Genomic DNA, 24,202 nt, shown 5'->3' with positions numbered 1-24,202 from the left:
ATGCTTCATATTATAACCAAATCTTTTGAGGAATTAAGCAAACAAGAACTCTATCAGCTGCTTCAATTACGAGCAGAAGTTTTTGTAGTTGAACAAGAATGTGCTTATCAGGATGTGGATGGAAAAGATAATAAAGCGCTTCATGTTCTTGGTTTTAAAGACAATAAATTAGTGGCATATACACGTATTTTTAAACCTGGCTTTTATTTTAAGGAAGCTAGTATTGGAAGAGTTGTTGTGTCAGAAAACGAAAGACAACATAAATATGGTTATGATATTATGCAAGCATCTGTTGATGCAATTAAAGCGTATTTTAATGAAACAACCATTAAAATATCAGCGCAATGTTACTTAAAAAGGTTTTATAATAATTTAGGTTTTATAGAAACTGGCCAAGAATACTTAGAAGATGGTATTCCACATATGGCTATGATAAAAAACTAATTTCTTTGTCTTGTTTCTCCTACATATGTGATTAAAATTTCTACACGTCTATCGAATTTAGGTTCGCCACCAAGAGGAAATTTTCTACGCATTCCAACATATTTCATACGTCTTTTATCCACACCTTTTTTGGCTAGGTAATCGTAAATATATTTAGCTCTAGCCACAGATAGATTTCGTTGTTTGGTCTTTCTATCAATAGCATCTCTACTGTATTGTGTACAGCAAACATGTCCTTGAATGGTAAAGTAGATATCTTTTCTTTCAACCAAAACATCTGCTATGTCTTCCAAAGTTTTTTTAGATTCAGGTAGCAAGACACTATAACCGGTTTTAAATAAAATATTATTTAATAGAATTTTATCACCAGCTTTTAAATTTTCGTCTTGTAAAGATTCGGCAACATCCTTCTTTTTTGGTTGTACAAGTTCTCTTGGAGGATTGTATGGTTGGACTATAATTTCAACTTTTCTATTTAAGCCTCTTATTTTATTAAGATCTTCTTCTTTTATAAGTTTAACTAGAATTTTACCTTTTCCATCTACATTCGTAATAATGGTTTCATCGAATTCGTTATTGGAGAAAATGGTTTTAATAGCATTGGCCCGCTCTTGAGAAAGCACTAGATTGTAAGAATCACTTCCTCTATCGTCTGTAAACCCGTAAATAGATATTTTTTCTATGTCAAGTCCTTCAATTTCAGATAGAAACATAAGTAATCTATTATGCTCTGTTGGAGGGACTTCATATTCATCAGTTTCAAAATAGACCTCATGTGTTAGCTCTGTTTGAGCAGTGACACTAAAACCAATAAATAATAATGTTAATACTAATATTTTTTTCATAAGAGGCACATGAAGTTTCAAGTAAATATAAGTATTTACATTGAATATTTCAATGGAACTAAGATTACCTTAAATAGTCTTTATATTTTATAGGGTTTGAGAGGATATTTGTGGCTTTTTGAATTTCTAAATTATGAGTTTTATAATAATCATACAAGCCTTCTCTATACGCATAACGTTTTACAATTTCGTCTGTTAATAAGGATAAAATCTGTTCTTTATTTTCGTTGATAGCCAACTCTTTCGAGTTTTGTAAATTGGATAATAAGTTGTTATAATCTGCTTTTATATTATCGTCTAATTCTTCTTTTATAGCATTGTCGTAAACAGTTTTTAAAGATTTTTCGGTTTCTGTTATAAACGAGAAGTTATTGGTGCTTAAATAGTTTTTAAAGTCTTTAAAATCTGAATCTTTTAATTTAAAATCGTCTATTTCATCTAAATCTGAATGCTTATAATAGTAATCTGTTGCGTAATCGAAAATCAAATAATCGTTTATAATGGCATCAGTAATAGCTGAATTATTAGATATTTCAAAGGTTTCATCTGGAAGGACACCTCCTCCATCAAATACAGGGCGACCATTTTTAGTTTTAAATTCATGATATTCTTTACTATCAATTCTTACAGCGTTTCCTTCGTCATCTCTATTTAGATAATCTAAAGCTTGAATGCAACGTCCAGAAGGTGTGTAATATCTTGAAATGGTAATTTTAATTTGTGTGCCATAGGTTAATGGTTTAGGTCGCTGCACCAGCCCTTTACCAAAACTTCTAGAACCGAGAATAACAGCTCTATCTAAATCTTGTAATGAACCCGAAACAATTTCGCTGGCAGAGGCACTACTTCCGTTAATTAAAACCACTAGCGGAATTTCTATGTCTAACGGATCTTTTTGTGTGTAATAGGTTCTATTATACTTTTTTACTTTCGATTTTGTAGTAACTACCAATTGTCCTTTAGGCACAAATAAATTGACCACATTTACAGCTTCGTGAAGCAAACCACCTGGATTACTACGTAAGTCTAAAATAATACGTTCTGCACCTTGAGCTTTTAAATCTTTTAGAGCATAACCCGTTTGCGAAGAGGCTTTATTATTAAAAGTACTTAACACAATATAGCCTGTTTTTTCGTCTATCATAGAAAAATGAGGCACAGCATCAATTTCTATTTCAGAGCGTTTTATAGTTGCTTCATATTCTTTTCCTTGACGTAAATAGGTAACTTCTACAGAAGAGTTTTGTGTGCCTTTAAGTAAATCGCCTGCATCGTCTTTATAGTTAGAAATAACCAGGTCTCCCACTTTAATAATTTCGTCACCAGCTTTTAAGCCAGCTTTATCTGCAGGATATTCTTTATAGGGTTCTACAATAACCAACCTGTCTTGTAGAGTTCTAACTTTAGCTCCAATTCCCGTATAATCTCCTGTTCGCCTTATGCGTTCTGCTTCAACATCCTGTTCGTTATAGAAATTTGTGTACGGATCTAAATCTTTTAGCATGCTTTTTATGGCCGTATCCATTAAATCGGCAGGATTGGTTTCATCCACATAATTCATATTAATTTCTTTGAATAAGGTGGTAAAAATCTCTATTTGCTTAGCAATTTCAAAGAAATCATTTTGAAAGGCAGAGCCTGTAAAAAAGATAGTAATAGTAAATACCGGAATGACAATGAGTCTCTTAAATCTGTTCTTCATAAGAAATTTATTCTTTAGTGCTTTTGTCTACAAATTTTTGAAGTAATAGTTTCATTTTAGCTTCAACTTCAACGAAAGTTGGTTTTTCTTTCCCAATGTACAAAATCATAAACGCATATTGTGTTGTTAAGTTGTTAAAGTAAGACGCTTTATTTAATCTATATGCTTCACGTAATAGACGTTTTATACGAATTCTGTCGACAGCTTTTTTAAAATTTCGTTTAGAAACGGAGACTCCAGCTTTTACTAAGACAGTCTCATCAAAATTAGTTTTAAGATAAATCATCCTTAAAGGATAAGCTGAAACCGATTTTCCTTCTAGAAATAATTTCGAAATAAGGGTTTCGCTTTTAAGCTTTTCTTTTTTTGGATAGGATGCGTTCATAAATTTTAACAATAAAACAAATGTAATAAATACAAATAAGCTTTAAGCCTCCTTTTTTAATATGATATAAGTCATATTTTATTTTACAGATTTCCTGTAACTTAAATCTTTAAAATCAATATACTTTAAAGATGGGAAATTTACATGTTACAAAACTTCAAAATAAAAAAGAACACGCAAATTATATTCATCATTTAATGAACGATCTAGAAGCTTTAGATTTAATGCTTGAAGGCAATTTAATTGAAAAAGAACCCTTAAGAATAGGAGCAGAGCAAGAGTTTTTTATTGTGGATAAGGCTTTTTTTCCAAACAATAATGCTCTTGATATTTTAGAAGATATCAACGATGCCCATTTTACTACTGAAATAGGAAACTTTAATTTAGAAATTAATTTAGATCCAGTAGAACTTAAAAGTGATTGTTTTTCCAAGTTAGAACATCAACTAACCACACTTTTAGAAAAAGCAAAACAAGTAGCAAAAAAGCACGATTCTAAAATTTTATTAACTGGAATACTTCCTACACTATCTTTAAAACATATTACTGTAGATAATATGACTCCTATTCAGCGATATTTTGTATTAAACGATGCTGTAAAGGAATCTAGGAACCAAGATTTTCATATTCATATAAAAGGTGTTGACGAACTTAGTTTAATACATGATTCAGTTATGTTAGAAGGTTGCAATACCAGTTTTCAAATGCATTTACAAATTCATCCAGATACGTTTATAGATAGCTATAATTGGGCACAAGCCATTGCAGGACCTGTATTGAGTATTTGTACCAATTCTCCTATGCTTTTTGGAAAAGAATTGTGGGCAGAAACCCGAATAGCTTTATTTACACAAAGTGTAGATACCCGAGCAAATTCTTTTTTACTGAATGAAAATCAGTCGCGAGTTAGCTTTGGAAACAATTGGGAAACAGGAACCGTTACAGATATTTTTAGAGATAATATTTCTAGATTTAGAAGTTTGGTTACTTCAGAGTATATTACAGATAGTGTCGACATGATAGAACGTGGCGAAATACCAAAACTTAAAGCTTTGGGTTTACATAATGGTACCGTTTATAGGTGGAATAGAGTCTGTTATGGTGTTGGAGAAGGCAAACCTCATTTAAGAATTGAAAATAGATACATTCCTTCAGGACCAACAACTACAGACGAAATTGCAAACATGATGTTTTGGGTTGGACTTATGCATGGAAAACCTGCAAATTTTGAAAATATCCATGAGAAATGGGATTTTAAAGATGTTAAATCTAACTTTTTTAGCGCAGCTCGTTATGGCATGGGAACCCAATTTTTTTGGGATGGTAATTATATGTCCAGTCAGCAATTAATTTTAGACCACTTATTACCAATGGCCTATAAAGGCTTATATAGCGTAGGGGTAGATCCTGCTGATGTTGAAAAGTATCTAACTATTATTGAAAATCGTGTAAAATCTTATAATGGATCGCAATGGCTTATTAAAAATCACAGACAGTTATCTAAAACAAAAAGTAAGTTTGAAACGGCTCAAATAATAACTTCAGAATTATATGAAAAACAAGAGCACAACTATCCAATTGGATCTTGGAATATGATTAAAGAAAATGAAATTGAACTGGACAGAAGTACTTTTTTTGTAAAACACACCATGAGTACAGATATTTTTTCTGTTCATAAAGACGATAGTTTACAATTGGTTAAGAATATGATGACTTGGAAGAAAATTAGGCATATGCCAGTTATTGATGAGACTAAAAAATTGGTGGGACTAATAACTGACACCGATGTTAAAGAACTTTCAAAACTAATTATAGATAAAGGTATTTCAGTTGAAGAAGTCATGACGAAAGACCTGATTACCATTTCTCAATATGACGCTTTAGAAACTGCAAAAATATTAATGAAAAGTCATCAAATTAATTGTTTACCTGTTTTGGAAAAGGGGAAATTAGTAGGTTTAATTACTTCAAAAGATTTTATTAATTGATAACACAAGTTAGAAGCAACGCTTTAGAAAAAGAAATCCAGATAGAGAGACTATTGGCTAAAGTTTCTGGTGATAAAGATGGACCTACACTTGTTTTTTTTGCAGGTATTCATGGCAATGAAACAGCTGGAGTATTTGCCTTAAACAATGTTATTAAAAACATTTCAAGTACTAATTTAAAAGGTACAGTATATGCTATTTCCGGAAATTTAAAAGCCCTTTCTGAAAACAAAAGATATCTTGAACAGGATTTAAACAGATTGTGGACTCAGGAAAATTTAGATGTCTTAACTTATAAGGAAAAATTAACTTTGGAAGAAAAGGAACAACATGAAATATATAAGTTACTAAATGATATAAAAGAAAAACATTCCGGACCTATTTATTTTATAGATTTTCATACAACTTCTAGTAAAACTTTACCATTTATTACCATAAACGATGCTTTAATCAACAGAAAATTTTCGCAACTATATCCTGTTCCTGTTGTTTTGGGCATTGAAGAGTATTTAAATGGTCCTTTACTAAGTTACATCAATCAATTAGGTTATGTGTCTTTAGGATTTGAATCTGGTCAACATGATGACATAGATGCCGTTTTAAATTGCGAATCTTTTATTAATTTAAGCTTGTTTTTTACTCATGCCATGGATAAAAATGTACTTACAGATTTTGAATTTCATTGGAACAGATTGAAACATCAATCTAATAACATGGCTGATATTTTTGAAATAACCTATCTCTATAAAATTAAGTCTAAAGAAATTTTTAAAATGCGTGAAGGTTTTAAAAGTTTTCAAACCATTTCCAAAGGCATCCATTTAGCCGAAAGTAATAAGCAAGCTATTTACTCTAAATATAATGCCAGAATTTTTATGCCATTATACCAAAATCAAGGAGCAGAAGGCTTTTTTATTATTAGAAGTATTTCTCCTATTTTTCTTAAAATTTCTGAGTTTTTACGTAAATATAAACTGGATAATCTATTGATTTTTCTTCCAGGAATTTCTTGGTATGATAGAACTCAAGGTATTTTATCAGTAAATTTAAAAGTAACCAAATTTTTAGCCAAACAAATTTTTCACATCTTTGGATTTAGAAACCAGCAAATAGATAAAACTCGTATGTTACTCTATAATAGAGAACGGGTTTCTAAGCTTGAATTGTATAAAAATGAAACTTGGTTTAAGCAATAAAAAAACCTGCTAATTTTTTTAACTAGCAGGTTTTTTTATGTTTATTCTAAGCTTTATAATATTTAAAACTCAAATTTGTTATTCACTTTATTAACATCTGCCATCCATTCTTTTGGATCTATTTGAACTGATTTAATAGTTTTAGATGCTTCAAACGTATAGGTAGGATATGCCCAAGCCCAGTCTGATAAAGGAGTAGCTGTGGTTGGTTTTTTACCTCTCATCATGCGTAAAGGAATATAATAATCTTCGGTTGTTCCATCAATATAAGTAATGGTTAAATCTATTGGCATTGGCATGATTCCAATACGCTCTAAAGTAATGGCATTGCCACTAACAGCTTTTACACCATAATCAATAGTGTTAGTAGTTTTGGTAAAATCTGTTAAGTACCATTGTAATTCTAAATTTGAAACTTTTTCAGCCGTACGTATAAAATCATTAGAGGTTGGGTGAGTAAATTTAAAATCTTCATAATACTTTTTAATCGTAGTTTTTAAATTTTCCTCTCCAATAACATAAGCTAATTGCTGTAAAAATACGGCTCCTTTACTATAAGCTGAAATCCCATAGGATTGGTTGTATTCAAATCTATCTGCATGCGTAGTTAAAGGTTGTTCTTTCCCAGAAGTTGCTAAGTATAAATAATTTCTATAAGCACTTGCAACAGGATTTGTGTCTTTGGTTCCCATTACGACATCCATAGCATAATCGCTAATATAGCTTGTAAAACCTTCGTCCATCCAATAGTATTTAAGCTCGTTAGTAGCTAGTAAAAACTGAAACCATTTATGAGCTAATTCATGAGCTGTAACGCCAACTAAACTACCTAATTTACGTTTTCCAGTAATTAAAGTACTCATAGCGTATTCCATACCTCCATCTCCACCTTGAATAACAGAGTATTGTTCGTAAGGATATTCACCAATATGTTCACTAAAATATTCCATTAACTCAACTGTTTTAGGCTGTAATTTCTTCCAGTTTTCTAAATACTCAGCTTCTAATGTTTTTTTATAAAAGAAATGTAGCATTGGACCATCAGGAACTTGCATGGTTTCATGAATATATTCTGGATCTGCAGCCCAAGTAAAATCATGTACTTTAGGAGCTTTAAAATGCCAAGACAGCATATCTCCTTCAGGTTGTTTTACTTCTCCAGTTTCGTAACCATGACCAATCTCGTTAGGGTTTTGTAGGTAACCAGTACCTCCAACGACATAGTTTTTATCGATGTTTATGGTGACATCAAAGTCTCCCCATACCCCATGAAACTCTCTTCCAATGTATGGATCAGCATGCCAACCTTCAAAATCGTATTCTGCTAATTTTGGATACCATTGTGTCATTGATAGAGCTACACCTTCAGAACTATTTCTTCCAGAACGACGAACTTGAACTGGTACTTGACCATCAAAAATCATATCGAAAGTTATTATTTCGCCTGGTTGGATAGGTTTGTGTAATTGTACCTGTAAAACAGTTCCAACAACATCGTAATTTAAAATAATCCCATCTTGCTTTAATGAGGTTACATTTATATAACCAATTTCGTCTGGTGTTAATTTTCCAATTCTATCACCAACACGTCCATCTGGATCTGCGATAGTTTGAGATCTTATATCCATTTCACTTCCTGGTTGGAAAGCATTAAAATATAAATGATAATATACTTTAGTTAATACATCAGGAGAGTTATTGGTATAAACCAACTGTTGGGTTCCAGTGTATCTGTAATTGGTTACATCCATGGTAATATCCATTTTGTAATCTACATGCTGTTGCCAATATCCAGTATTGTTTGCTTTTTTATTTGGCTCTATTTCTTTGGTATTTGCAGTTGAAATAAGAAAGCCTAAACTAAAAAGTAATAAAAAGGAATTTTTCATTTTAAATGAATTAAAAAACCTCACCTTTTAAAAGGTGAGGTTTTGGTTTAATATAATATTATTTAGATAATTGATCTGCCATAATTAATGCGTTATATGCATTTACTATTTTGCTAGATTTAGATAATTCTCCAATAGGTCTAACATCTTCTGTATCTCCTCCAACCACTACTTTAGTAGATAAAGCTAATCCAGAATCCATAATAATTTGTTTTACTTGAGCTCCAGATAATTTTGGATAGTAAGAACGAATTAAAGCAGCTACCCCAGCAACAGCAGGGGCAGCCATAGAAGTTCCTCCTTTAGTGTCGTATTCATTTTCTGGAGTTGTTGAGTATATTTTAGCTCCTGGAGCTAAAACATCTACATTAATTTTTCCGTAATTAGAAAAACCTGCAACCATATTAGCTCCATACTTAGGTTCTAAGGCACCAACTGTAATAAAGGTGGTTGATACTTCTGGACCATTGTTTACTTGATCGTTAGGATAGCATTCTTTTTGGTCTAAATCAATCCCCTCGTTTCCTGCAGCATTTACAAATATAACATCATTATCACTAGCGTATTTAATGGCATCTCTTACCCAGTCGCTATGGGTAGAATAATATTTACCAAAACTTCCATTGATAATACTAGCTCCATTATCTACAGCATATCTAATGGCTAAAGCAATATCTTTATCGTACTCATCGCCATTTGGAACAGCTCTTAAGCTCATAATTTGCACATTATTTGCAACACCATCTGCACCTTTTCCATTCCCACGTTCTGCAGCAATAATACCAGCAACATGAGTTCCATGACTTTCTCCTTTTTCAGAAGGCATCACGTTATTGTTACCGTATCCAACATCAGATAAATCGTCTGGATTATCTCCAGTTGTTCTTCCATTAAAGTCTTTATTTAGGTTGTAGTTTAATTTGTCTGTAAAATAATCTACACCTTCTTTAATTGATTTTAACGCTACTTTCGTGTCATCAAAACCATTTCCGTACATAAAGTTTAATACTCCCATAGCCTTGGTTACACTCTCGTCTTCTGTTTCAATAGCTTGAACATCTTCTTTAGTGTAATCTTCTTTACCTATGAATTTTGCAATCACATCATCAGCACTTTTTACTTGTTCATAAATTTGATCGTACTGTGCTTTTCTTCCAACAGTTTCTTGGTATTCCTTGTCGTATTCAGCTTGAGCTTCAGCATATTGAGGATCTGTAGTGTCACCTTTTGCAAGAATACGTACATATTCTAATTGTTCATCGTAGGCATCTCCTAAAAAGTTCCATCCATAAATATCGTCTACATAACCATTTTTATCATCGTCAATACCGTTTCCAGGTATTTCTTTTTTGTTAGTCCACAAAACACCATTTAGGTCTTCATGTTCAATATCAATACCAGAATCTATAACTGCAACAATAACTGATTGACCTTTTTTATTCTTTATAATTTCAGCATAAGTTTTTTCAACGCTCATACCTGGAATAGTATCTTTTACAAGATCTAAATGCCCCCAAGTTTGTTTTTCGTTTTCAGTTAATTCTGATACTTTTAAAGCAACAGAATCTATGTTTTCAACAGGTGTTGATACAATATCAGCACCTCCACCACAACTAGATAATGTGGCAGCAACAAGTACTGAAAGCATAAAAGGTTTCATTAATTTCATTTTAATTTATGTGTATTAGTTAAATATTTCATCACAAGTATAAACATTATTAAGTCGCACGCCTTTATCTGTATGTTTTACTGTAATAATCTCGTTATGTGCATCGTGCTCCAAAAATAAGTAATAATTATTATTTGCCGCTAAATTCAGGAATTTTTCTTTTTCGTCTAGAGTTAACAAAGGCCTTGTATCATAGCCCATTACAAAAGGCAAAGGTATATGTCCAGCAGTAGGTAATAAATCTGCCATAAAACAAATGGTTTTTCCTTTGTAGTTAATCATTGGGATCATTTGTTTGTCTGTATGTCCGTTTGCGAAAAATAGATCGAAACCTAGTTCTGAGTTTTTTAGGATATCTGTATCTGGTAGCGAGGTAAATTTTAATTGACCACTTTCTTCCATAGGTAGAATGTTTTCTTTCAGAAAAGAGGCTTTTTCCCTATTATTAGGTTGAGTTGCCCATTTCCAATGGTCTTTATTGCTCCAAAAATGAGCATTTTTAAAAGCTGGTTCGTAACCTGTCTTATTTTTATTCCATTGAACAGAGCCACCACAATGATCAAAATGAAGATGTGTCATAAAAACATCTGTAATATCGTCTCTATGAAAGCCAAATTGTTTTAAGGAATTATCAATGTTGTTATTCCCCCAAAGATAATAGTAGCCAAAAAACTTATCGCTTTGTTTGTTACCCATCCCTGTGTCAACTAAAATAAGTTTATTACCATTCTCAATTAACAAGCAACGTGCAGCAATATCAATCATATTATTGCTGTCGGCAGGATTGGTTCTTTGCCATAAAGATTTAGGAACAACTCCAAACATGGCGCCACCATCTAATTTAAAATTTCCGGATTCAATTGGATATAATTTCATAATGTCTGCAAATTACTAAAACACCTTATATAAGTGAAAATTATACATGGATATTAGTTGTTTTTTAACATTTGAATTAGGTTCTCTAAAGAATAATTAATTTGTTGCTATTAAATATTAGTCCTAATTTTATAAAAAATCATTTATGAAAACACTAACCCCAGGACCTTTAAAAATTAAGAAAATGAAATTACTTCGGTTTGGGAGAGATTTTAAACCAGATGAAGAAGTGATTTTAAGAGACTACTTAGCCATTGAGCGTACTAGACTAGCTAACGAACGTACTTTGCTGTCTTATATTAGGTCGTCTTTATATTTATTGCTTGGAGGTATTGCATTTTTTCAGCTTAAAGATTTTCCTAATTTCAAGTTTTTAGGACTATTGTCCTTAGTATTTTCAGCTCTCTTTTTTATTATTGGCTTATACAGGTTTGTTTTACTTAAAAAGAGCTTAAAACGCTTGTATTATATGTCTGAATCCAAAAATGAGGATTAAAATTTTCATATTTTTCCTTACATCCTTTTTAAACTTATTTATTGAAGCTTTTTTACGTATTAATAGTATGAAATTTATAGCTTTAAAATAAAAAAACATTATTTTGCCATGGTTTTTTTATTTAAAATGAACATCTCTTTTAAGAACTTTATAAAAAAGGTGTCACCTTAGAACTTATATATGATTGAATTAGCAGGCATTATTATACTTGGCATATTAGCACAATGGGTAGCATGGAAACTTAAAATACCAGCTATTTTACCTTTAATCCTTATAGGTTTGTTTGTTGGACCTATTGCGGCAGAGTTTTTAAGTGAAGATGGCACCAAGTGGATTGAACCTAGATGGAATGGGGAAGAAGGACTTTTCCCAGGTGGAAGCTTGTTTTACTTTGTGTCTTTAGCAATTAGTATTATTTTATTTGAAGGCGGTTTAACTCTTAAAAAAGGTGAAATAAAAAATGTAGGTCCAGTTATTACCAAGTTAATTACAGTGGGATCTATTGTAACCTTTTTTGGGGCTGCCATTGCAGCACATTACATCTTTTACTTAAGTTGGGAGATTTCTTTTTTATTTTCAGCTTTGATTATTGTAACCGGACCTACGGTAATTACGCCTATTTTAAGGAATATTCCTCTTAAAAAAGATGTCTCGGCCGTTTTAAAATGGGAAGGTATTCTTATAGATCCTATAGGAGCCTTAGTTGCTGTATTAGTATTCGAATTTATTAGTGTGGATGCTGGAGGAGAATTTACCAAAACAGCCTTTATAGAGTTTGGAAAAATTGTGTTATTTGGTACCACGTTTGGATTTACTTTCGCTCATGGGTTAAATTTAATTCTCAACAAGAAATGGGTACCACATTATTTAATGAATGTGTTTTCTTTAGCAGCTGTATTAGGAGTTTTTATTCTTGCCGATGAGTTTGCCCACGAATCTGGTTTACTTGCCGTAGTGGTTATGGGAATGGTTTTAGGAAACTCCAAGTCGCCTTACTTAAAAGAATTATTGTATTTCAAGGAATCTTTAAGTGTTTTGTTAATATCCATTCTGTTTATTCTTCTGGCAGCAGATATTAATTTTGAAGATTTAATGTTAATCTACAATTGGAACACAGTCATCTTATTTGCCGTAGTTGTATTTGTTTTAAGACCAATAGGTGTATTTTTAAGTACTCAAGGTTCTAGTTTAAAACTAAAAGAAAAATTATTTATTAGCTGGGTAGGTCCTCGAGGGATTGTTGCGGCTGGTATTGCTTCTTTATTTGGATTAAAGCTGGCTGAAGAAGGTGTTCCTGGAGCCGAATATATTACCCCTTTAGTATTTATGATAGTATTAGGAACCGTTATCCTCAATGCTACAACGGCTAGAATGTTTGCTAAGATAGTTGGCGTATTTTTAACAGAATCTAGAGGAATTTTAATTGTAGGTGCTTCTAAACTCCCAAGGTTATTAGCACATTATTTGGAGAAAAATGGCAGGCATGTAGTCTTGATTGATAGCAATCAGAACAATATCGCCAAAGCTGATGAGCTTGGTTTAGAGGCCATGAACACCAATATTTATTCAGATAAATTATTAGATAATATTGAACTTAACGATATGGGCTTTTTAATGGCCTTAACAGGAAATACAGATATTAATAAGTATGCTATTAAACAGTTTGGAGATAAATTTGGTGAAAATGGTTCTTATAGGTTGTTAACATCTACAGAAATGTTAGAATCAAAAGATAATATTCCTTCAGAAGGTATTTTCTCTTATACAGACGATTTTAATTCTCTAACTAATGTTATAAATAAATATCCTTCCATTCAAGAGATTGAATTGAAAGATAAAGAACATTATTATGATTTAATTGAAATTACAAGTAAAGACGAAGACATAATTCCTCTGTTTATAAAAGATCATGAAAACGATTTGTTTGTGGTAAAAGCAGATAAAGAAGAAACTCTTGAGAATTTAGAGCCTGGTTGGAAACTGGTTTATATTGGTAAGCCTTTTGATGTAGAAGATGTAAAGAAAGAAACCAATGGCGTGAAAAATCGCGAAAGTAATTAGTTATTATAATTAAATAAAAAGAAGCAAAAAATCATAAAACAAACCTAGTTGTTTTATGATTTTTAAGCTTCTTAGTTTATGTTTTAAGTACAAGCTAGTACCTAATCGTTCAGTTTTAAAACAGCCATAAATGCTTGCTGAGGTATTTCAACATTTCCTACCTGTCTCATACGTTTTTTACCTTTTTTCTGTTTTTCAAGAAGTTTACGTTTTCTAGATATATCACCACCATAACATTTAGCCGTTACATCTTTACGTAAAGCTTTTATAGTTTCTCTAGCAATAATTTTTGCTCCAATGGCTGCTTGAATTGGAATATCAAACTGCTGTCTTGGAATTAATTCTTTTAACTTTTCACACATTTTCTTCCCAATATTATGCGCGTTATCTGCATGAATTAATGCGGAAAGAGCATCAACAGGTTGTGCATTTAATAATATATCTACACGAACTAGTTTGGATGTTTTCATACCAATTGGATGGTAGTCAAAAGACGCATATCCTTTTGAAACTGTTTTTAATCTATCGTAGAAATCGAAAACAATTTCAGCTAAAGGCATATCAAAAGTCATTTCAACTCGTTCTGTAGTTAAATAGGTTTGATTGAGAACCATACCTCTTTTTTCAATACATAAAGACATGACGTTTCCAACAAAATCTGACTTAGTAATAATGGTAGCCTTAATATATGGTTCTTCAACACGATCTAAACCTGAAGGATCTGGTAAATCGGTTGGATTATTAACAATAACAGGAACATCTGGATGTTTTCTAGTATACGCATGGTAGCTAACGTTAGGAACTGTTGTAATAACAGTCATATCAAATTCACGCTCTAAACGTTCTTGTATAATTTCCATATGAAGCATTCCAAGGAAACCACATCTAAACCCAAAACCTAAAGCGGCAGAACTCTCTGGAGCAAACACTAAGGAAGCATCATTAAGTTGTAGTTTTTCCATGGAGTTTCTTAACTCTTCGTAATCTTCTGTATCTACAGGATAAATACCTGCAAAAACCATTGGTTTTACATCTTCAAAACCTTCAATAATATTGGTTGTTGGATTTTTAGCATCTGTTAATGTATCTCCAACTTTTACTTCTTTTGCTTCTTTTATTCCAGTAATCACATATCCTACATCTCCTGCTTTTATTTCTTTTCTAGGGTATTGCTTGAGCTTTAAAGTTCCTATTTCATCAGCGAAATAACTTTTACCAGTAGCTATAAACTTAATATTTTGCCCTTTTTTTATAGTACCATTTAGAACTCTAAAATAGGTTTCTACTCCACGAAACGGGTTGTAAACCGAATCGAAAATTAAAGCTTGTAAAGGCTCGTTTGGATCACCTATTGGAGCTGGTACACGCTCTATAATGGCTGCTAAAATATTATCTACACCAAATCCTGTTTTCCCACTTGCATGAATAACTTCTTCTGGTTCACAACCCAACAAATCGACAATATCATCAGTAACTTCTTCTGGGTTAGCACTTGGTAAATCTACTTTATTAAGTATTGGAATAATCTCTAAATCGTTTTCTAAAGCAAGATATAGGTTAGAAATAGTTTGTGCTTGAATACTTTGCGCAGCATCAACAATTAATAAAGCCCCTTCACATGCAGCAATAGAGCGAGATACTTCGTAGCTAAAATCTACGTGGCCAGGCGTATCAATTAAATTTAAAATATACTCTTCACCTTTATAAGTATATTCCATTTGTATAGCATGAGATTTAATAGTTATACCACGTTCACGCTCTAAATCCATACTGTCCAATAGCTGTTCTTTTTTCTCACGTTCTGTAACAGTACCAGTATAATCCAATAATCTATCTGCCAAGGTGCTTTTACCATGGTCAATATGTGCTATAATACAAAAGTTTCTAATGTGCTTCATAAAATCTAAATCCTAGCTAAAAAACTAATTTGCAAATATAATTGTTTTAAAATAGCTTTAAATATTAAAGACTAACTAAATGAAAATAATTTATTTAAGGATTTCCGTAAAAATATATTCAAAACAATCTTTATATTGTAGCCCCAAACTTGTTTATGAATTTTAAACGAAATTTCTGTTGTATTTTTCTTGTCTTTTTACTGCCTTTTTCAGTATTAAGTCAGGATATATCTATAATGGGGACTGTTAAAGATATAGATAAAAACCCAGTTTATTTCGCAAATATGGTTTTATTTTCTGCTAAAGATTCTTCAGCAATTAAAGGAACTTCTACCAACGAACAAGGTTTTTTTGAATTAAAAAATATTAAGGAAGGTAATTATTTTATTAAAATAAGTTTTATTGGTTTTAAAGATTTTGATAAATCTATTCAAGTGTCTTCTAAAGATATCAATCTTGGTGAGATTACATTGCATGAAAATAACGAAGCTTTAGACGAAGTTAATATTGTGGTAAACAAACCAACTATTAAAAAAGAGGCTGATAGATTGGTTTTTGGTGTTGAAAATACAGCTTTATCTGAAGGAAGTCTGCTTCAAGTAGTTAAAAGCACACCTGGAGTTTTGGTCATGGATGGACAAATAATGGTTAAAGGTTCTTCTCCAACAGTTTATATTAATAACAGAAAAGTACAATTATCATCCGATGAATTATTCCAACTTCTAGAGGGGTCTCCTGCAAATGCCATAAAATCTGTTGAGGTTATTACTAACCCATCAGCAAGTTACGATGCTGAAAGTGGAGTTGTTTTAAATATTATTATGAGTAAAAACTTGGTAATAGGTTATAGAGGTAGTGTGTTTGCCAATTATACTCAAGGTGTTTTTCCAAGGTATAACTTTGGGATGACTAATTATTTTAAAACCGATAAGATTAATTTATTTGCTAATTATAGTTATACTGATGAGAAAATTAATAGAGATAATGATGATGGCGTATTTTACTTAGATTCTAATAATCAAATTGAAAATATTTGGAGATCTTCTGTAAACAGAAACACTTGGACTAAATCTCATAATCTTAACTTTAATTTAGATTTCCTATTAGATGAAAAAAATACCTTAAGTGTATCTTCAAACATGTTATGGACACCATATTTTAAATATAAAATAGATAATAATACCAGTGTTTTTGATGCTAATAATGTGTTCCAATCCAGATTTGAAGCTGATAATTTGTCTAACGATGATAAGTATAATTTAGGATTCGACTTAGATTATGTCCATAAATTTTCCAACAGTAGTTTAGCTTTTAATAGTCATTTTACCATTTATGATTACAATAGATTTCAAGAATCTTCTAGTAATTATTACGACCAAAACAATAACTTTGTTGAACCAACAGCTTTTAATACTGATTCTAATCAAGAAACACAGATTTTTACAGCTCAATTGGATTATAAGCATTCAATTAATGAAACGTCAAACTTTGATGTTGGTTCAAAATATTCAAATATTACCACTGAAAGTGATATCACTCGTTATGATTATGATTTTAATACCAACCAGCAAATATTAAATACAGCAAATTCTAGTGCATTCCATTATAAAGAAAATGTTTTTGCTGCCTATGCAAACTATGATAAGGTATGGGATAAATGGAGTATAAATGCAGGTTTAAGAATGGAGCAAACAAATGTTAAAGGTGTATCTATAACCAATAATCAGACAGATAAACGAAACTATTTGGATTGGTTTCCAACAGCAAGTATTAAATATCAAGCAGGAGACGTTCTAAGCTTTTATACTAACTTTAAACGAAGTATTGAAAGACCTAGTTATACAGATTTAAATCCGTTTACCTTTTTCTTAAGCGATAATACTTTAGTGGTTGGTAACCCCAATTTAAATCCAACCTATAAGGATCATTATGTTATAGGGTCTACCGTCACGTCATTTTTAACTTTAGAGGCTTATTATATTTATAAAAAAGACAATATCTTAGAGCTACCATTTCAGGATAATATAAATGAACAAATCGTTTATTCTCCATTTAATGTTGATAAATCTGTAGAGTTTGGCTTCGATTTTATTTCTTATTTTAATATTACAGATCGTTGGTTTGTTTATGCGGTTACATCTTTTTATAATTCCAAAGAAGAAACCAACACGCCTAATGGTTTTATAAAAGCTGATAAATGGACTAATTATAGTGTGTTAAGTAATGATTTTACGTTTTTGGAAGACCATAGTTTATCTGTGAATTTTACGTTAATATATTTATCCCCCAATTTACATGGTTTTATGGAGGTTGCAGGCGTTTTAGATTCCGAGCTATCCATCTCTAAAACGATTTTAAAGAAAAGAGCTGTTATTTCCTTAAGTGCTGCAGATTTATTTAATTCAGGAGATTATGATACAACAACACAGTATTTAAATCAGCGTAACTATTATAATACCAATATGGATAATAGATATGTAAAACTTGGATTTAGGTACAAGTTTGGAAATACTAAATTACAAACTAACGAACGCCAGAAAGAAGTTAAGGAAAGAGAACGTATTAAGGAACGTGATTAATCAAGCTTTTTAAACGGTTTATAAAAAGCAAAATTCTTGCTTAAAAACAAGCCACGAATACACAAATATTTTAGAAATAATTCGTGTATTCGTGGCTAAACTTTTGGTGTAAAATCTTAAAAGATAAAGAGTATTAGTCTTGCCATTCTGCAATAAACAAATTGGTATCATGTCCACCTCCATTATTTCTATTGGAAGAGAAAATTAGTTTTTTCCCATCGTTTGAAAACACTGGAAAGGCATCAAACGTATCGCTATGTGTAATACGTTCTAGATTTTTACCATCTAAGTCTATCATATATAGATTAAAAGGAAATCCACGTTCAGATTCAAAATTCGAAGAGAATAAAATCTTTTCTCCAGAAGGATGGAAAAACGGACTCCAATTGGCATTTCCTAGGTTGGTTAATTGGCGTAATTCGCTTCCATCTGCATTACAGATGTATAACTCCATTTCGGTTGGTTGTACCAAGCCTTCAGCTAATAAATCTTTATATTCTTTAATGTCTTCTTCAGTTTTAGGTCTTGAAGAACGGAATATTAGTTGTGTTCCATCTGGTGAAAAGAAAGCACCACCATCATAACCTAATTCGAAGGTAATTTGCTTCACGTCGGTTCCATCAATATTCATTGTATATAGCTCTAAATCGCCACTTCTATCCGAAGTAAATACAATTTTATCCCCTTTTGGAGACACTGTTGGTTCAGCATCATAACCAGGTTCGTTAGTAAGTTGCTTAATAATGTTGCCATTTAAATCAGCCACAAAAATATCATAGGTATCATATATTGGCCAAATGTATTTACCATTTTTACGTAAAGGAGCTTCTGGACAATCTTCCCCTCCTAAATGTGTGGATGCATAAATAATATGTTTGTTATCTGGTAAGAAATAAGCACATGTAGTCCTTCCTCTTCCTGTACTAACCATAGGGGGTATGTTATCTTCAAACGTTTCGTCCACATTCATCAAAAACATTTGATCGCAGTTTACATTCCACCCTTTGTGGTTGGACTGAAACACTAATTGTTTATCGTCGAAACTCCAATAAGCTTCAGCATTATCACCGCCAAAAGTAATTTGTTTTAGAGACTTAAAATGAACTTCATCTGCATAAATTAGAGTGTCAACCCATTTTGTGGCACCAGATTTGGCATCAGCAGATTGAGATTTATCATTTTTACATGAAGTTATTAAGGCTAAAAATAAAATACAATAAAAAAATCTTAAATACATAGACATTGATTAAAGTTTAAATAAATGGCAATTATTCCATAATTTTGTCAAAAATAAGATTTATAATATGAAGAAAATATCGTTACTCGTTTTTTTTATAACGCTTTTAGGTTGTAAACAAGAATACAAATATGAAAATAAAATAAAAGAAGATGTTATATTTCTATCAGACGATAAGCTAGAAGGTAGAGAAACTGGTACTAAGGGAGAGCAAGAAGCAGCTGCTTATATTGTTGAAAGATTTAATCAATTAGGCCTTGAAGGCAAAGGAACAGATGGGTTTTACCAAGCCTTTACTTTTAAGCCAAAAACAGATCCACATAGCGAAGTAAGTTATACGGTAAATCCTGAAGATTCTACAGTCACAGGTACAAATGTTTTAGGGTATATAGACAATCAAGCAGAAAACACAATCATTATTGGCGCGCATTACGATCATTTAGGCTATGGCAGTGATGGTTCCCTTCATAGAGGAGAAAGAGAAATCCATAATGGCGCAGACGATAATGCTAGTGGTGTTGCAGTTATGATAGATTTAGCAGCAAAGTTAAAACAAGCAAACACCTCAAATAACTACTTGTTTATGGCTTTTTCTGGTGAAGAAATGGGCTTACTAGGCTCCAACTATTTTACTAAAAATTCCACGTTAGATTTAAGCAAAGCCAATTACATGATAAACATGGATATGGTTGGTCGCTTAAAACAAGATAGCACCTTGGCAGTTTATGGGGTAGGCACCTCTCCTCGTTGGAAACAAACTTTATCTGCAACCAATCCTGGATTTAAACTTATTGAAAATGAATCTGGGGTAGGACCAAGTGACCATACCTCTTTTTATTTACAAGATATTCCTGTGTTACATTTTTTTACTGGGCAGCATGACGATTACCACAAACCTGGAGACGATGCTGAAAAGCTAAATTATGAAGGGATGGATGCCATCTCAAACTATATTTTTGATATCATTACTGAATTGGATAAAAGTGGAAAACTAGCCTTTAGAAAAACAAAAAATGAAAGTGAAGAAACGCCTCGTTTTAAAGTTGGTTTAGGTGTAGTTCCAGATTATTTATATGATGGTGAAGGTATGCGAGTAGATGGTATAAGTGAAGATAAACCAGCACAAAAAGCAGGTTTACAAAAGGGTGATGTTGTTGTAAAACTTGGCGATAGTACTATTGTCGATATGATGAGTTATATGAGGGCTTTATCGGTTTTTCAAGCTGGAGATTCTACGCAAGTAGTTGTTAAGAGAAATGGCGAAAACGTAGAAGCAAATATTCAGTTTTAAATAAATTAGACTAATAAAATAAATACAGGTGGTAAAAATAGGTAACATAGAACTTCCAGATTTTCCTTTGCTATTAGCTCCAATGGAAGATGTTAGCGATCCTCCCTTTCGTGCGTTATGTAAGGAGCAAGGAGCAGACGTTGTTTATACCGAATTTATTTCTAGTGAAGGCTTGATTCGTGATGCTGCTAAAAGCGTCATGAAACTAGATATTTATGAAAAGGAACGCCCTGTTGGGATTCAGATTTTTGGTGCCAATTTAGAAAGCATGTTGCAAACCATAGATATTGTAGAAAAATCAAATCCAGATATTATCGATATTAATTTTGGTTGTCCTGTTAAAAAAGTAGTTAGTAAAGGAGCAGGAGCAGGTATTTTAAAAGATGTGTGCCTCATGGAACAACTTACAGCCGAAATGGTAAAACGCACCAACATTCCAATTACTGTAAAAACCAGACTAGGATGGGACCACGATTCTATTCGAATTGTTGAGGTTGCCGAAAGACTTCAGGATGTGGGCTGTAAAGCCATAGCTATTCACGGTAGAACAAGAGCCCAAATGTATAAAGGCAATGCCGATTGGAGACCTATTGCAGAGGTAAAAAACAATCCAAGAATGCATATTCCTGTATTTGGGAATGGCGATGTGGATACACCAGAACGGGCTATGGAAATGCGAGATGTTTACGGTTTAGATGGTTGCATGATTGGACGTGCCACCATTGGAAACCCTTGGTTCTTTAAGCAGGTAAAACACTTTTTTAATACTGGAGAACATTTAAGTCCGGTAACCTTAGAAGCACGTGTAGAAGCTGCTAGACGACACTTACAAATGGCTATTGACTGGAAAGGTGAAACTCTTGGAGTCTTTGAAACCAGACGTCATTACACCAATTATTTTAAAGGGATTCCAAATTTTAAAGAATATAGAATGAAAATGGTTACTAGCGACGAATCGAAGGATGTGTTTGCAGCTTTTGATGAGGTTTTAGATGTGTTTTCGGACTACCAATTTGTGTAACTTCTAAATTAATTCCTTTAAATTTTAAAATAACATATCAGATTTTAATTTAACTTTCAACCAGATTTTTAGAAATCCTTACCGATGCTATTTTCGAAGCTATAACGCCTAAAACAGAAATAGTAACAAATACAATCAGTACATTTTCTGCTTTTAAAGTCACTGGATAAGGCAAACTTTGCGTAATCATTATAAGTGAAAAAGTTTTTTGTAGCCAAACAATCAAGCAGCCTAAAATCAAGCCAATTAATCCTCCAACAATACTCATTAAACTACCTTGGAGGAAAAAGATATTCCGAATATTTGAAATAGTAGCTCCCAAACTGAATAAAGTCTTTAAAGTGTTCTTTTTATCCAAAATCATCATAATAATGGAGCCAATTACATTAAAAAGTGCAATAATTAGCACGAGAGTAAAAATTAAGTACACAGCTAAATTTTCTGTATTTAGCATTTTATAAAGTGCATCGTTTAATTGCGTGCTATTTTTTAAACGTATTTTATCACCTAAAACCAAAGAAATGTCTTTTCTGGCTTGTTCTTCAGTAACATTATCTTTTAGTTTAAATTCAAGAGCAGTCACTTCATTTTCCTTGTAGTTAAGTAGGGCTCTCGCCATTTCAATTGGCGCATAAATATATTTATCGTTTAAGTTTTCATTCACATCAAATACCCCAACATTTACAGCATCAAAAGTATTGAAAGCTTGGTTTACAGAAGTAATTTGTCCTTTTCCAGGTTTAGGAACATATAGATTGATACGTTTTCCATAATTTAAAACTCCAAAGGATAAGCTGTTAGCAATTCCCCATCCGGAAACTATTTGATTGGTTTTCTGGTTGAGCCAACTTCCTAAAACAACCACAGAGTCGATGGAGTTTACAATTTCAAAATTCTCATCAACTCCTTTAATATAAGCATTTAGGTAGCTTTTATCTTCAAACGTAACAAACACGCGCTCTTCGATTATTTTGGAATAGGATGCGACACTTTCTAAGTTGTTTAACTTTGAAAATTCATCTTCAGAAATTAAAAAAGATTTTCCAACCGAAGCTTCAGCTTTTAAATCTGGATCAATTATGGAAGTAAATTGAAGTGTAAAATCTTTTAAACCGGCAAAACCAGAAAGCACAATAAATAGAGATGCCGAACCTAGAATAACACCTATAGCAGCAATAATGGTAATAAAATTAATAGCATTGTTAGAGCTTTTAGAAAGCAGATAACGTTTGGCTATGTATAACGAAAAATTCAACTACGATTTTTTACGTTTATCTAAAAGGTCTACTTTTTTTATTGGATTATCCTCTCCTTTTAAAGATTGGTCTATTTTATCGATATACTCTAAGGAATCGTCTAAATAAAACTGAAGTGCAGGCATCCGTCTCAATTGGTGCTTGGTACGTTGTGCTAATTCATGCTTAATTAAAGGTGCATTAGACTTAATACCTTCTATAAGTTCTTTGCCTTTATCGTTAGGAAAAATACTTAAATAAACCTTGGCAACAGATAAATCTACAGTCACTTTTACCTTAGAAACTGAGATTAAAATACCTTTCATTCCACCTTGCGTAGCTGCTTTTTGAAGCACATCTACCAAATCGCGTTGTAAAACCGATCCTATTTTTTTTTGTCTTTGACTCTCTTCCATAATAATACATTTTTAAAGTCATTTAAATTCTAATTTCTTTAAATTAAGAATCTTGACATTTATTGTAAAAGCCCATAAGGGATTTTTATAATGCAAAAATAACCATATTTAAAGATTATATTACTTTTGAAGTGAAAATTCGTAACTTACTATAAAAGTATTAGAAAATGAATAAGATTGAACATATTGGTATTGCTGTTAAAAACTTAGACGAATCAAACAATTTGTTTGCAAAACTTTTTGGAAAACCCCATTATAAAATTGAAGAAGTTGCTAGCGAAGGTGTAAACACCTCTTTTTTCCAAGTAGGTGAAAATAAAATTGAATTACTTGAAGCCACTAAAGCCGATAGTCCCATAGCAAAATTTATAGAAAAAAAAGGGGAAGGCATCCACCACATTGCGTTTGATGTGACTGATATTGAAGCTGAAATAGCTAGATTGAATGGGGAAGGGTTTATTGTTTTAAATGAAACTCCAAAAAAAGGAGCAGACAATAAATTAGTGGCATTTTTACATCCAAAATCCACAAACGGTGTATTAATTGAGTTGTGTCAAGAGATAAAGGAATAAAAATACTTTGAGAGTATTAAAATATGTAGTAATATTGCACTCTCTTTATAAAAAAAGAGAAGTGTCGAGTTAGCTTCAATGCTAATGGGTCCTATAACTCAGCTGGTTAGAGTATCTGACTCATAATCAGAAAGTCCCTGGTTCGAGCCCAGGTGGGACCACAGGTAAAAAAAGCCTTTACAGAAATGTAGAGGCTTTTTTATTTCTAGGCTTTTAACGTAAATTCTATTCCTTCATTATTTACTGAATGAACGTCCAAATCTCATTCATTTTTTATTTTTCATAAGACATATTAACATATCATAAAAAATATTTTTAAATCAAGCTTCGTGTAAACCCTAGGCATTCTCTAATATGATCAAATTTTAAGATTTATAATTCATCCTAAAATTTATAAATGTT

Annotated in this window: 19 protein-coding genes and 1 tRNA gene; 10 read left to right on the top strand and 10 right to left on the bottom strand. The window is 32.0% G+C overall.

Features of this window, described 5'->3' with window-relative positions:
* Nucleotides 1-444: a GNAT family N-acetyltransferase gene (locus tag OS191_RS10590; protein ID WP_267155656.1), complete on the top strand. Its 444-nt coding sequence runs from the start codon at nt 1-3 to the stop codon at nt 442-444.
* Here OS191_RS10590 and OS191_RS10585 read toward each other — a convergent pair.
* The 3 genes from OS191_RS10585 to rnpA all read right to left on the bottom strand — a co-directional run bounded on the left by OS191_RS10585 (nt 441) and on the right by rnpA (nt 3,376).
* The gene (locus tag OS191_RS10585) at nt 441-1,289 is read right to left on the bottom strand and encodes an OmpA family protein (protein ID WP_267155655.1); all 849 of its coding nucleotides are present in this window, start codon (nt 1,287-1,289) and stop codon (nt 441-443) included. The two genes, OS191_RS10590 and OS191_RS10585, sit on opposite strands and share 4 nt — an antisense overlap.
* A 64-nt stretch (nt 1,290-1,353) precedes the next feature.
* The gene (locus OS191_RS10580) at nt 1,354-2,991 is read right to left on the bottom strand and encodes a S41 family peptidase (protein WP_267155654.1); all 1,638 of its coding nucleotides are present in this window, start codon (nt 2,989-2,991) and stop codon (nt 1,354-1,356) included.
* Between the two features lie 7 nt (nt 2,992-2,998).
* The gene (gene rnpA, locus OS191_RS10575; RefSeq protein ID WP_267155653.1) at nt 2,999-3,376 is read right to left on the bottom strand and encodes a ribonuclease P protein component; all 378 of its coding nucleotides are present in this window, start codon (nt 3,374-3,376) and stop codon (nt 2,999-3,001) included.
* Between the two features lie 131 nt (nt 3,377-3,507).
* Between rnpA and OS191_RS10570 the strand changes: the two genes are divergently transcribed.
* Together OS191_RS10570 and OS191_RS10565 are read left to right on the top strand one after the other, a co-directional pair.
* Entirely contained in the window at nt 3,508-5,364 is a 1,857-nt protein-coding gene (locus OS191_RS10570) for a CBS domain-containing protein (protein WP_267155652.1), read from the top strand.
* A complete protein-coding gene (locus OS191_RS10565; protein WP_267155651.1) occupies nt 5,361-6,560 on the top strand; it encodes a succinylglutamate desuccinylase/aspartoacylase domain-containing protein in 1,200 nt (399 codons plus the stop codon). The genes OS191_RS10570 and OS191_RS10565 overlap by 4 nt, the downstream gene beginning before the upstream one ends.
* Before the next feature lie 62 nt (nt 6,561-6,622).
* Here the strand turns inward: OS191_RS10565 and OS191_RS10560 are convergent, their stop codons facing one another.
* From OS191_RS10560 to OS191_RS10550, 3 genes are read right to left on the bottom strand one after another with little or no spacing between them, the layout of a single operon-like run.
* Entirely contained in the window at nt 6,623-8,449 is a 1,827-nt protein-coding gene (locus tag OS191_RS10560; protein WP_267155650.1) for a M1 family metallopeptidase, read from the bottom strand.
* 58 nt (nt 8,450-8,507) lie between these two features.
* On the bottom strand, nt 8,508-10,118 hold the full coding sequence (locus OS191_RS10555; protein ID WP_267155649.1) for a S8 family peptidase: 1,611 nt from the start codon (nt 10,116-10,118) through the stop codon (nt 8,508-8,510).
* A gap of 15 nt (nt 10,119-10,133) precedes the next feature.
* Entirely contained in the window at nt 10,134-10,994 is an 861-nt protein-coding gene (locus tag OS191_RS10550) for an MBL fold metallo-hydrolase (RefSeq protein ID WP_267155648.1), read from the bottom strand.
* A 145-nt stretch (nt 10,995-11,139) separates the two neighbouring features.
* On the opposite strand from OS191_RS10550, the gene OS191_RS10545 reads away from it, so the two are divergent.
* Both OS191_RS10545 and OS191_RS10540 read left to right on the top strand, forming a co-directional pair.
* On the top strand, nt 11,140-11,490 hold the full coding sequence (locus tag OS191_RS10545) for a DUF202 domain-containing protein (protein WP_323370110.1): 351 nt from the start codon (nt 11,140-11,142) through the stop codon (nt 11,488-11,490).
* Nucleotides 11,491-11,670: 180 nt separating this feature from the next.
* Nucleotides 11,671-13,551, top strand: a complete 1,881-nt coding sequence (locus OS191_RS10540; RefSeq protein WP_267155647.1) for a cation:proton antiporter — start codon at nt 11,671-11,673, stop codon at nt 13,549-13,551.
* A 101-nt stretch (nt 13,552-13,652) separates the two neighbouring features.
* Here the strand turns inward: OS191_RS10540 and lepA are convergent, their stop codons facing one another.
* Nucleotides 13,653-15,449 (bottom strand): translation elongation factor 4, encoded by a 1,797-nt coding sequence (gene lepA, locus OS191_RS10535; RefSeq protein ID WP_267155646.1) that lies wholly within the window; start codon nt 15,447-15,449, stop codon nt 13,653-13,655.
* Between the two features lie 155 nt (nt 15,450-15,604).
* Between lepA and OS191_RS10530 the strand changes: the two genes are divergently transcribed.
* The gene (locus OS191_RS10530; RefSeq protein WP_267155645.1) at nt 15,605-18,028 is read left to right on the top strand and encodes a TonB-dependent receptor domain-containing protein; all 2,424 of its coding nucleotides are present in this window, start codon (nt 15,605-15,607) and stop codon (nt 18,026-18,028) included.
* A 133-nt stretch (nt 18,029-18,161) separates the two neighbouring features.
* Here OS191_RS10530 and OS191_RS10525 read toward each other — a convergent pair whose 3' ends face one another.
* Entirely contained in the window at nt 18,162-19,271 is a 1,110-nt protein-coding gene (locus OS191_RS10525; RefSeq protein ID WP_267155644.1) for a hypothetical protein, read from the bottom strand.
* A 61-nt stretch (nt 19,272-19,332) separates the two neighbouring features.
* Here OS191_RS10525 and OS191_RS10520 point away from each other — a divergent pair, with 61 nt between their 5' ends.
* Both OS191_RS10520 and dusB read left to right on the top strand, forming a co-directional pair.
* Nucleotides 19,333-20,556, top strand: a complete 1,224-nt coding sequence (locus tag OS191_RS10520; RefSeq protein WP_267155643.1) for a M28 family peptidase — start codon at nt 19,333-19,335, stop codon at nt 20,554-20,556.
* Nucleotides 20,557-20,584: 28 nt separating this feature from the next.
* Entirely contained in the window at nt 20,585-21,577 is a 993-nt protein-coding gene (dusB, locus tag OS191_RS10515; RefSeq protein ID WP_267155642.1) for a tRNA dihydrouridine synthase DusB, read from the top strand.
* A 49-nt stretch (nt 21,578-21,626) separates the two neighbouring features.
* Here dusB and OS191_RS10510 read toward each other — a convergent pair whose 3' ends face one another.
* Nucleotides 21,627-22,832 carry an ABC transporter permease gene (locus tag OS191_RS10510; RefSeq protein WP_267155641.1) on the bottom strand — a complete coding sequence of 402 codons (1,206 nt, stop codon included), beginning with the start codon at nt 22,830-22,832 and terminating at the stop codon, nt 21,627-21,629.
* The gene (rbfA, locus tag OS191_RS10505) at nt 22,833-23,228 is read right to left on the bottom strand and encodes a 30S ribosome-binding factor RbfA (protein WP_267155640.1); all 396 of its coding nucleotides are present in this window, start codon (nt 23,226-23,228) and stop codon (nt 22,833-22,835) included. It lies immediately after the preceding gene.
* Between the two features lie 167 nt (nt 23,229-23,395).
* Here rbfA and mce point away from each other — a divergent pair, with 167 nt between their 5' ends.
* Nucleotides 23,396-23,800: a methylmalonyl-CoA epimerase gene (gene mce / locus OS191_RS10500; RefSeq protein ID WP_267155639.1), complete on the top strand. Its 405-nt coding sequence runs from the start codon at nt 23,396-23,398 to the stop codon at nt 23,798-23,800.
* 87 nt (nt 23,801-23,887) lie between these two features.
* Nucleotides 23,888-23,961, top strand: a tRNA-Ile gene (locus tag OS191_RS10495).
* Nucleotides 23,962-24,202 lie beyond the last annotated feature (241 nt).

Origin of the sequence: Xanthomarina sp. F2636L, assembly GCF_026410195.1 — a bacterium.
Taxonomy (GTDB): Bacteria; Bacteroidota; Bacteroidia; order Flavobacteriales; family Flavobacteriaceae; genus Xanthomarina.
The sequence above is the reverse complement of the archived record's forward strand: the minus strand, read 5'-3'. Positions and strand labels throughout refer to the sequence as shown.

Coding starts and splice junctions, on each gene's coding strand:
- OS191_RS10590 (WP_267155656.1), top strand. CDS start 1: ATGCTTCATATTATAACCAAATCTTTTGAGGAATTAAGCAAACAAGAA.
- OS191_RS10585 (WP_267155655.1), bottom strand. CDS start 1,289: ATGAAAAAAATATTAGTATTAACATTATTATTTATTGGTTTTAGTGTC.
- OS191_RS10580 (WP_267155654.1), bottom strand. CDS start 2,991: ATGAAGAACAGATTTAAGAGACTCATTGTCATTCCGGTATTTACTATT.
- rnpA (WP_267155653.1), bottom strand. CDS start 3,376: ATGAACGCATCCTATCCAAAAAAAGAAAAGCTTAAAAGCGAAACCCTT.
- OS191_RS10570 (WP_267155652.1), top strand. CDS start 3,508: ATGGGAAATTTACATGTTACAAAACTTCAAAATAAAAAAGAACACGCA.
- OS191_RS10560 (WP_267155650.1), bottom strand. CDS start 8,449: ATGAAAAATTCCTTTTTATTACTTTTTAGTTTAGGCTTTCTTATTTCA.
- OS191_RS10555 (WP_267155649.1), bottom strand. CDS start 10,118: ATGAAATTAATGAAACCTTTTATGCTTTCAGTACTTGTTGCTGCCACA.
- OS191_RS10550 (WP_267155648.1), bottom strand. CDS start 10,994: ATGAAATTATATCCAATTGAATCCGGAAATTTTAAATTAGATGGTGGC.
- OS191_RS10545 (WP_323370110.1), top strand. CDS start 11,140: ATGAAAACACTAACCCCAGGACCTTTAAAAATTAAGAAAATGAAATTA.
- OS191_RS10540 (WP_267155647.1), top strand. CDS start 11,671: ATGATTGAATTAGCAGGCATTATTATACTTGGCATATTAGCACAATGG.
- lepA (WP_267155646.1), bottom strand. CDS start 15,449: ATGAAGCACATTAGAAACTTTTGTATTATAGCACATATTGACCATGGT.
- OS191_RS10530 (WP_267155645.1), top strand. CDS start 15,605: ATGAATTTTAAACGAAATTTCTGTTGTATTTTTCTTGTCTTTTTACTG.
- OS191_RS10525 (WP_267155644.1), bottom strand. CDS start 19,271: ATGTCTATGTATTTAAGATTTTTTTATTGTATTTTATTTTTAGCCTTA.
- OS191_RS10520 (WP_267155643.1), top strand. CDS start 19,333: ATGAAGAAAATATCGTTACTCGTTTTTTTTATAACGCTTTTAGGTTGT.
- rbfA (WP_267155640.1), bottom strand. CDS start 23,228: ATGGAAGAGAGTCAAAGACAAAAAAAAATAGGATCGGTTTTACAACGC.
- mce (WP_267155639.1), top strand. CDS start 23,396: ATGAATAAGATTGAACATATTGGTATTGCTGTTAAAAACTTAGACGAA.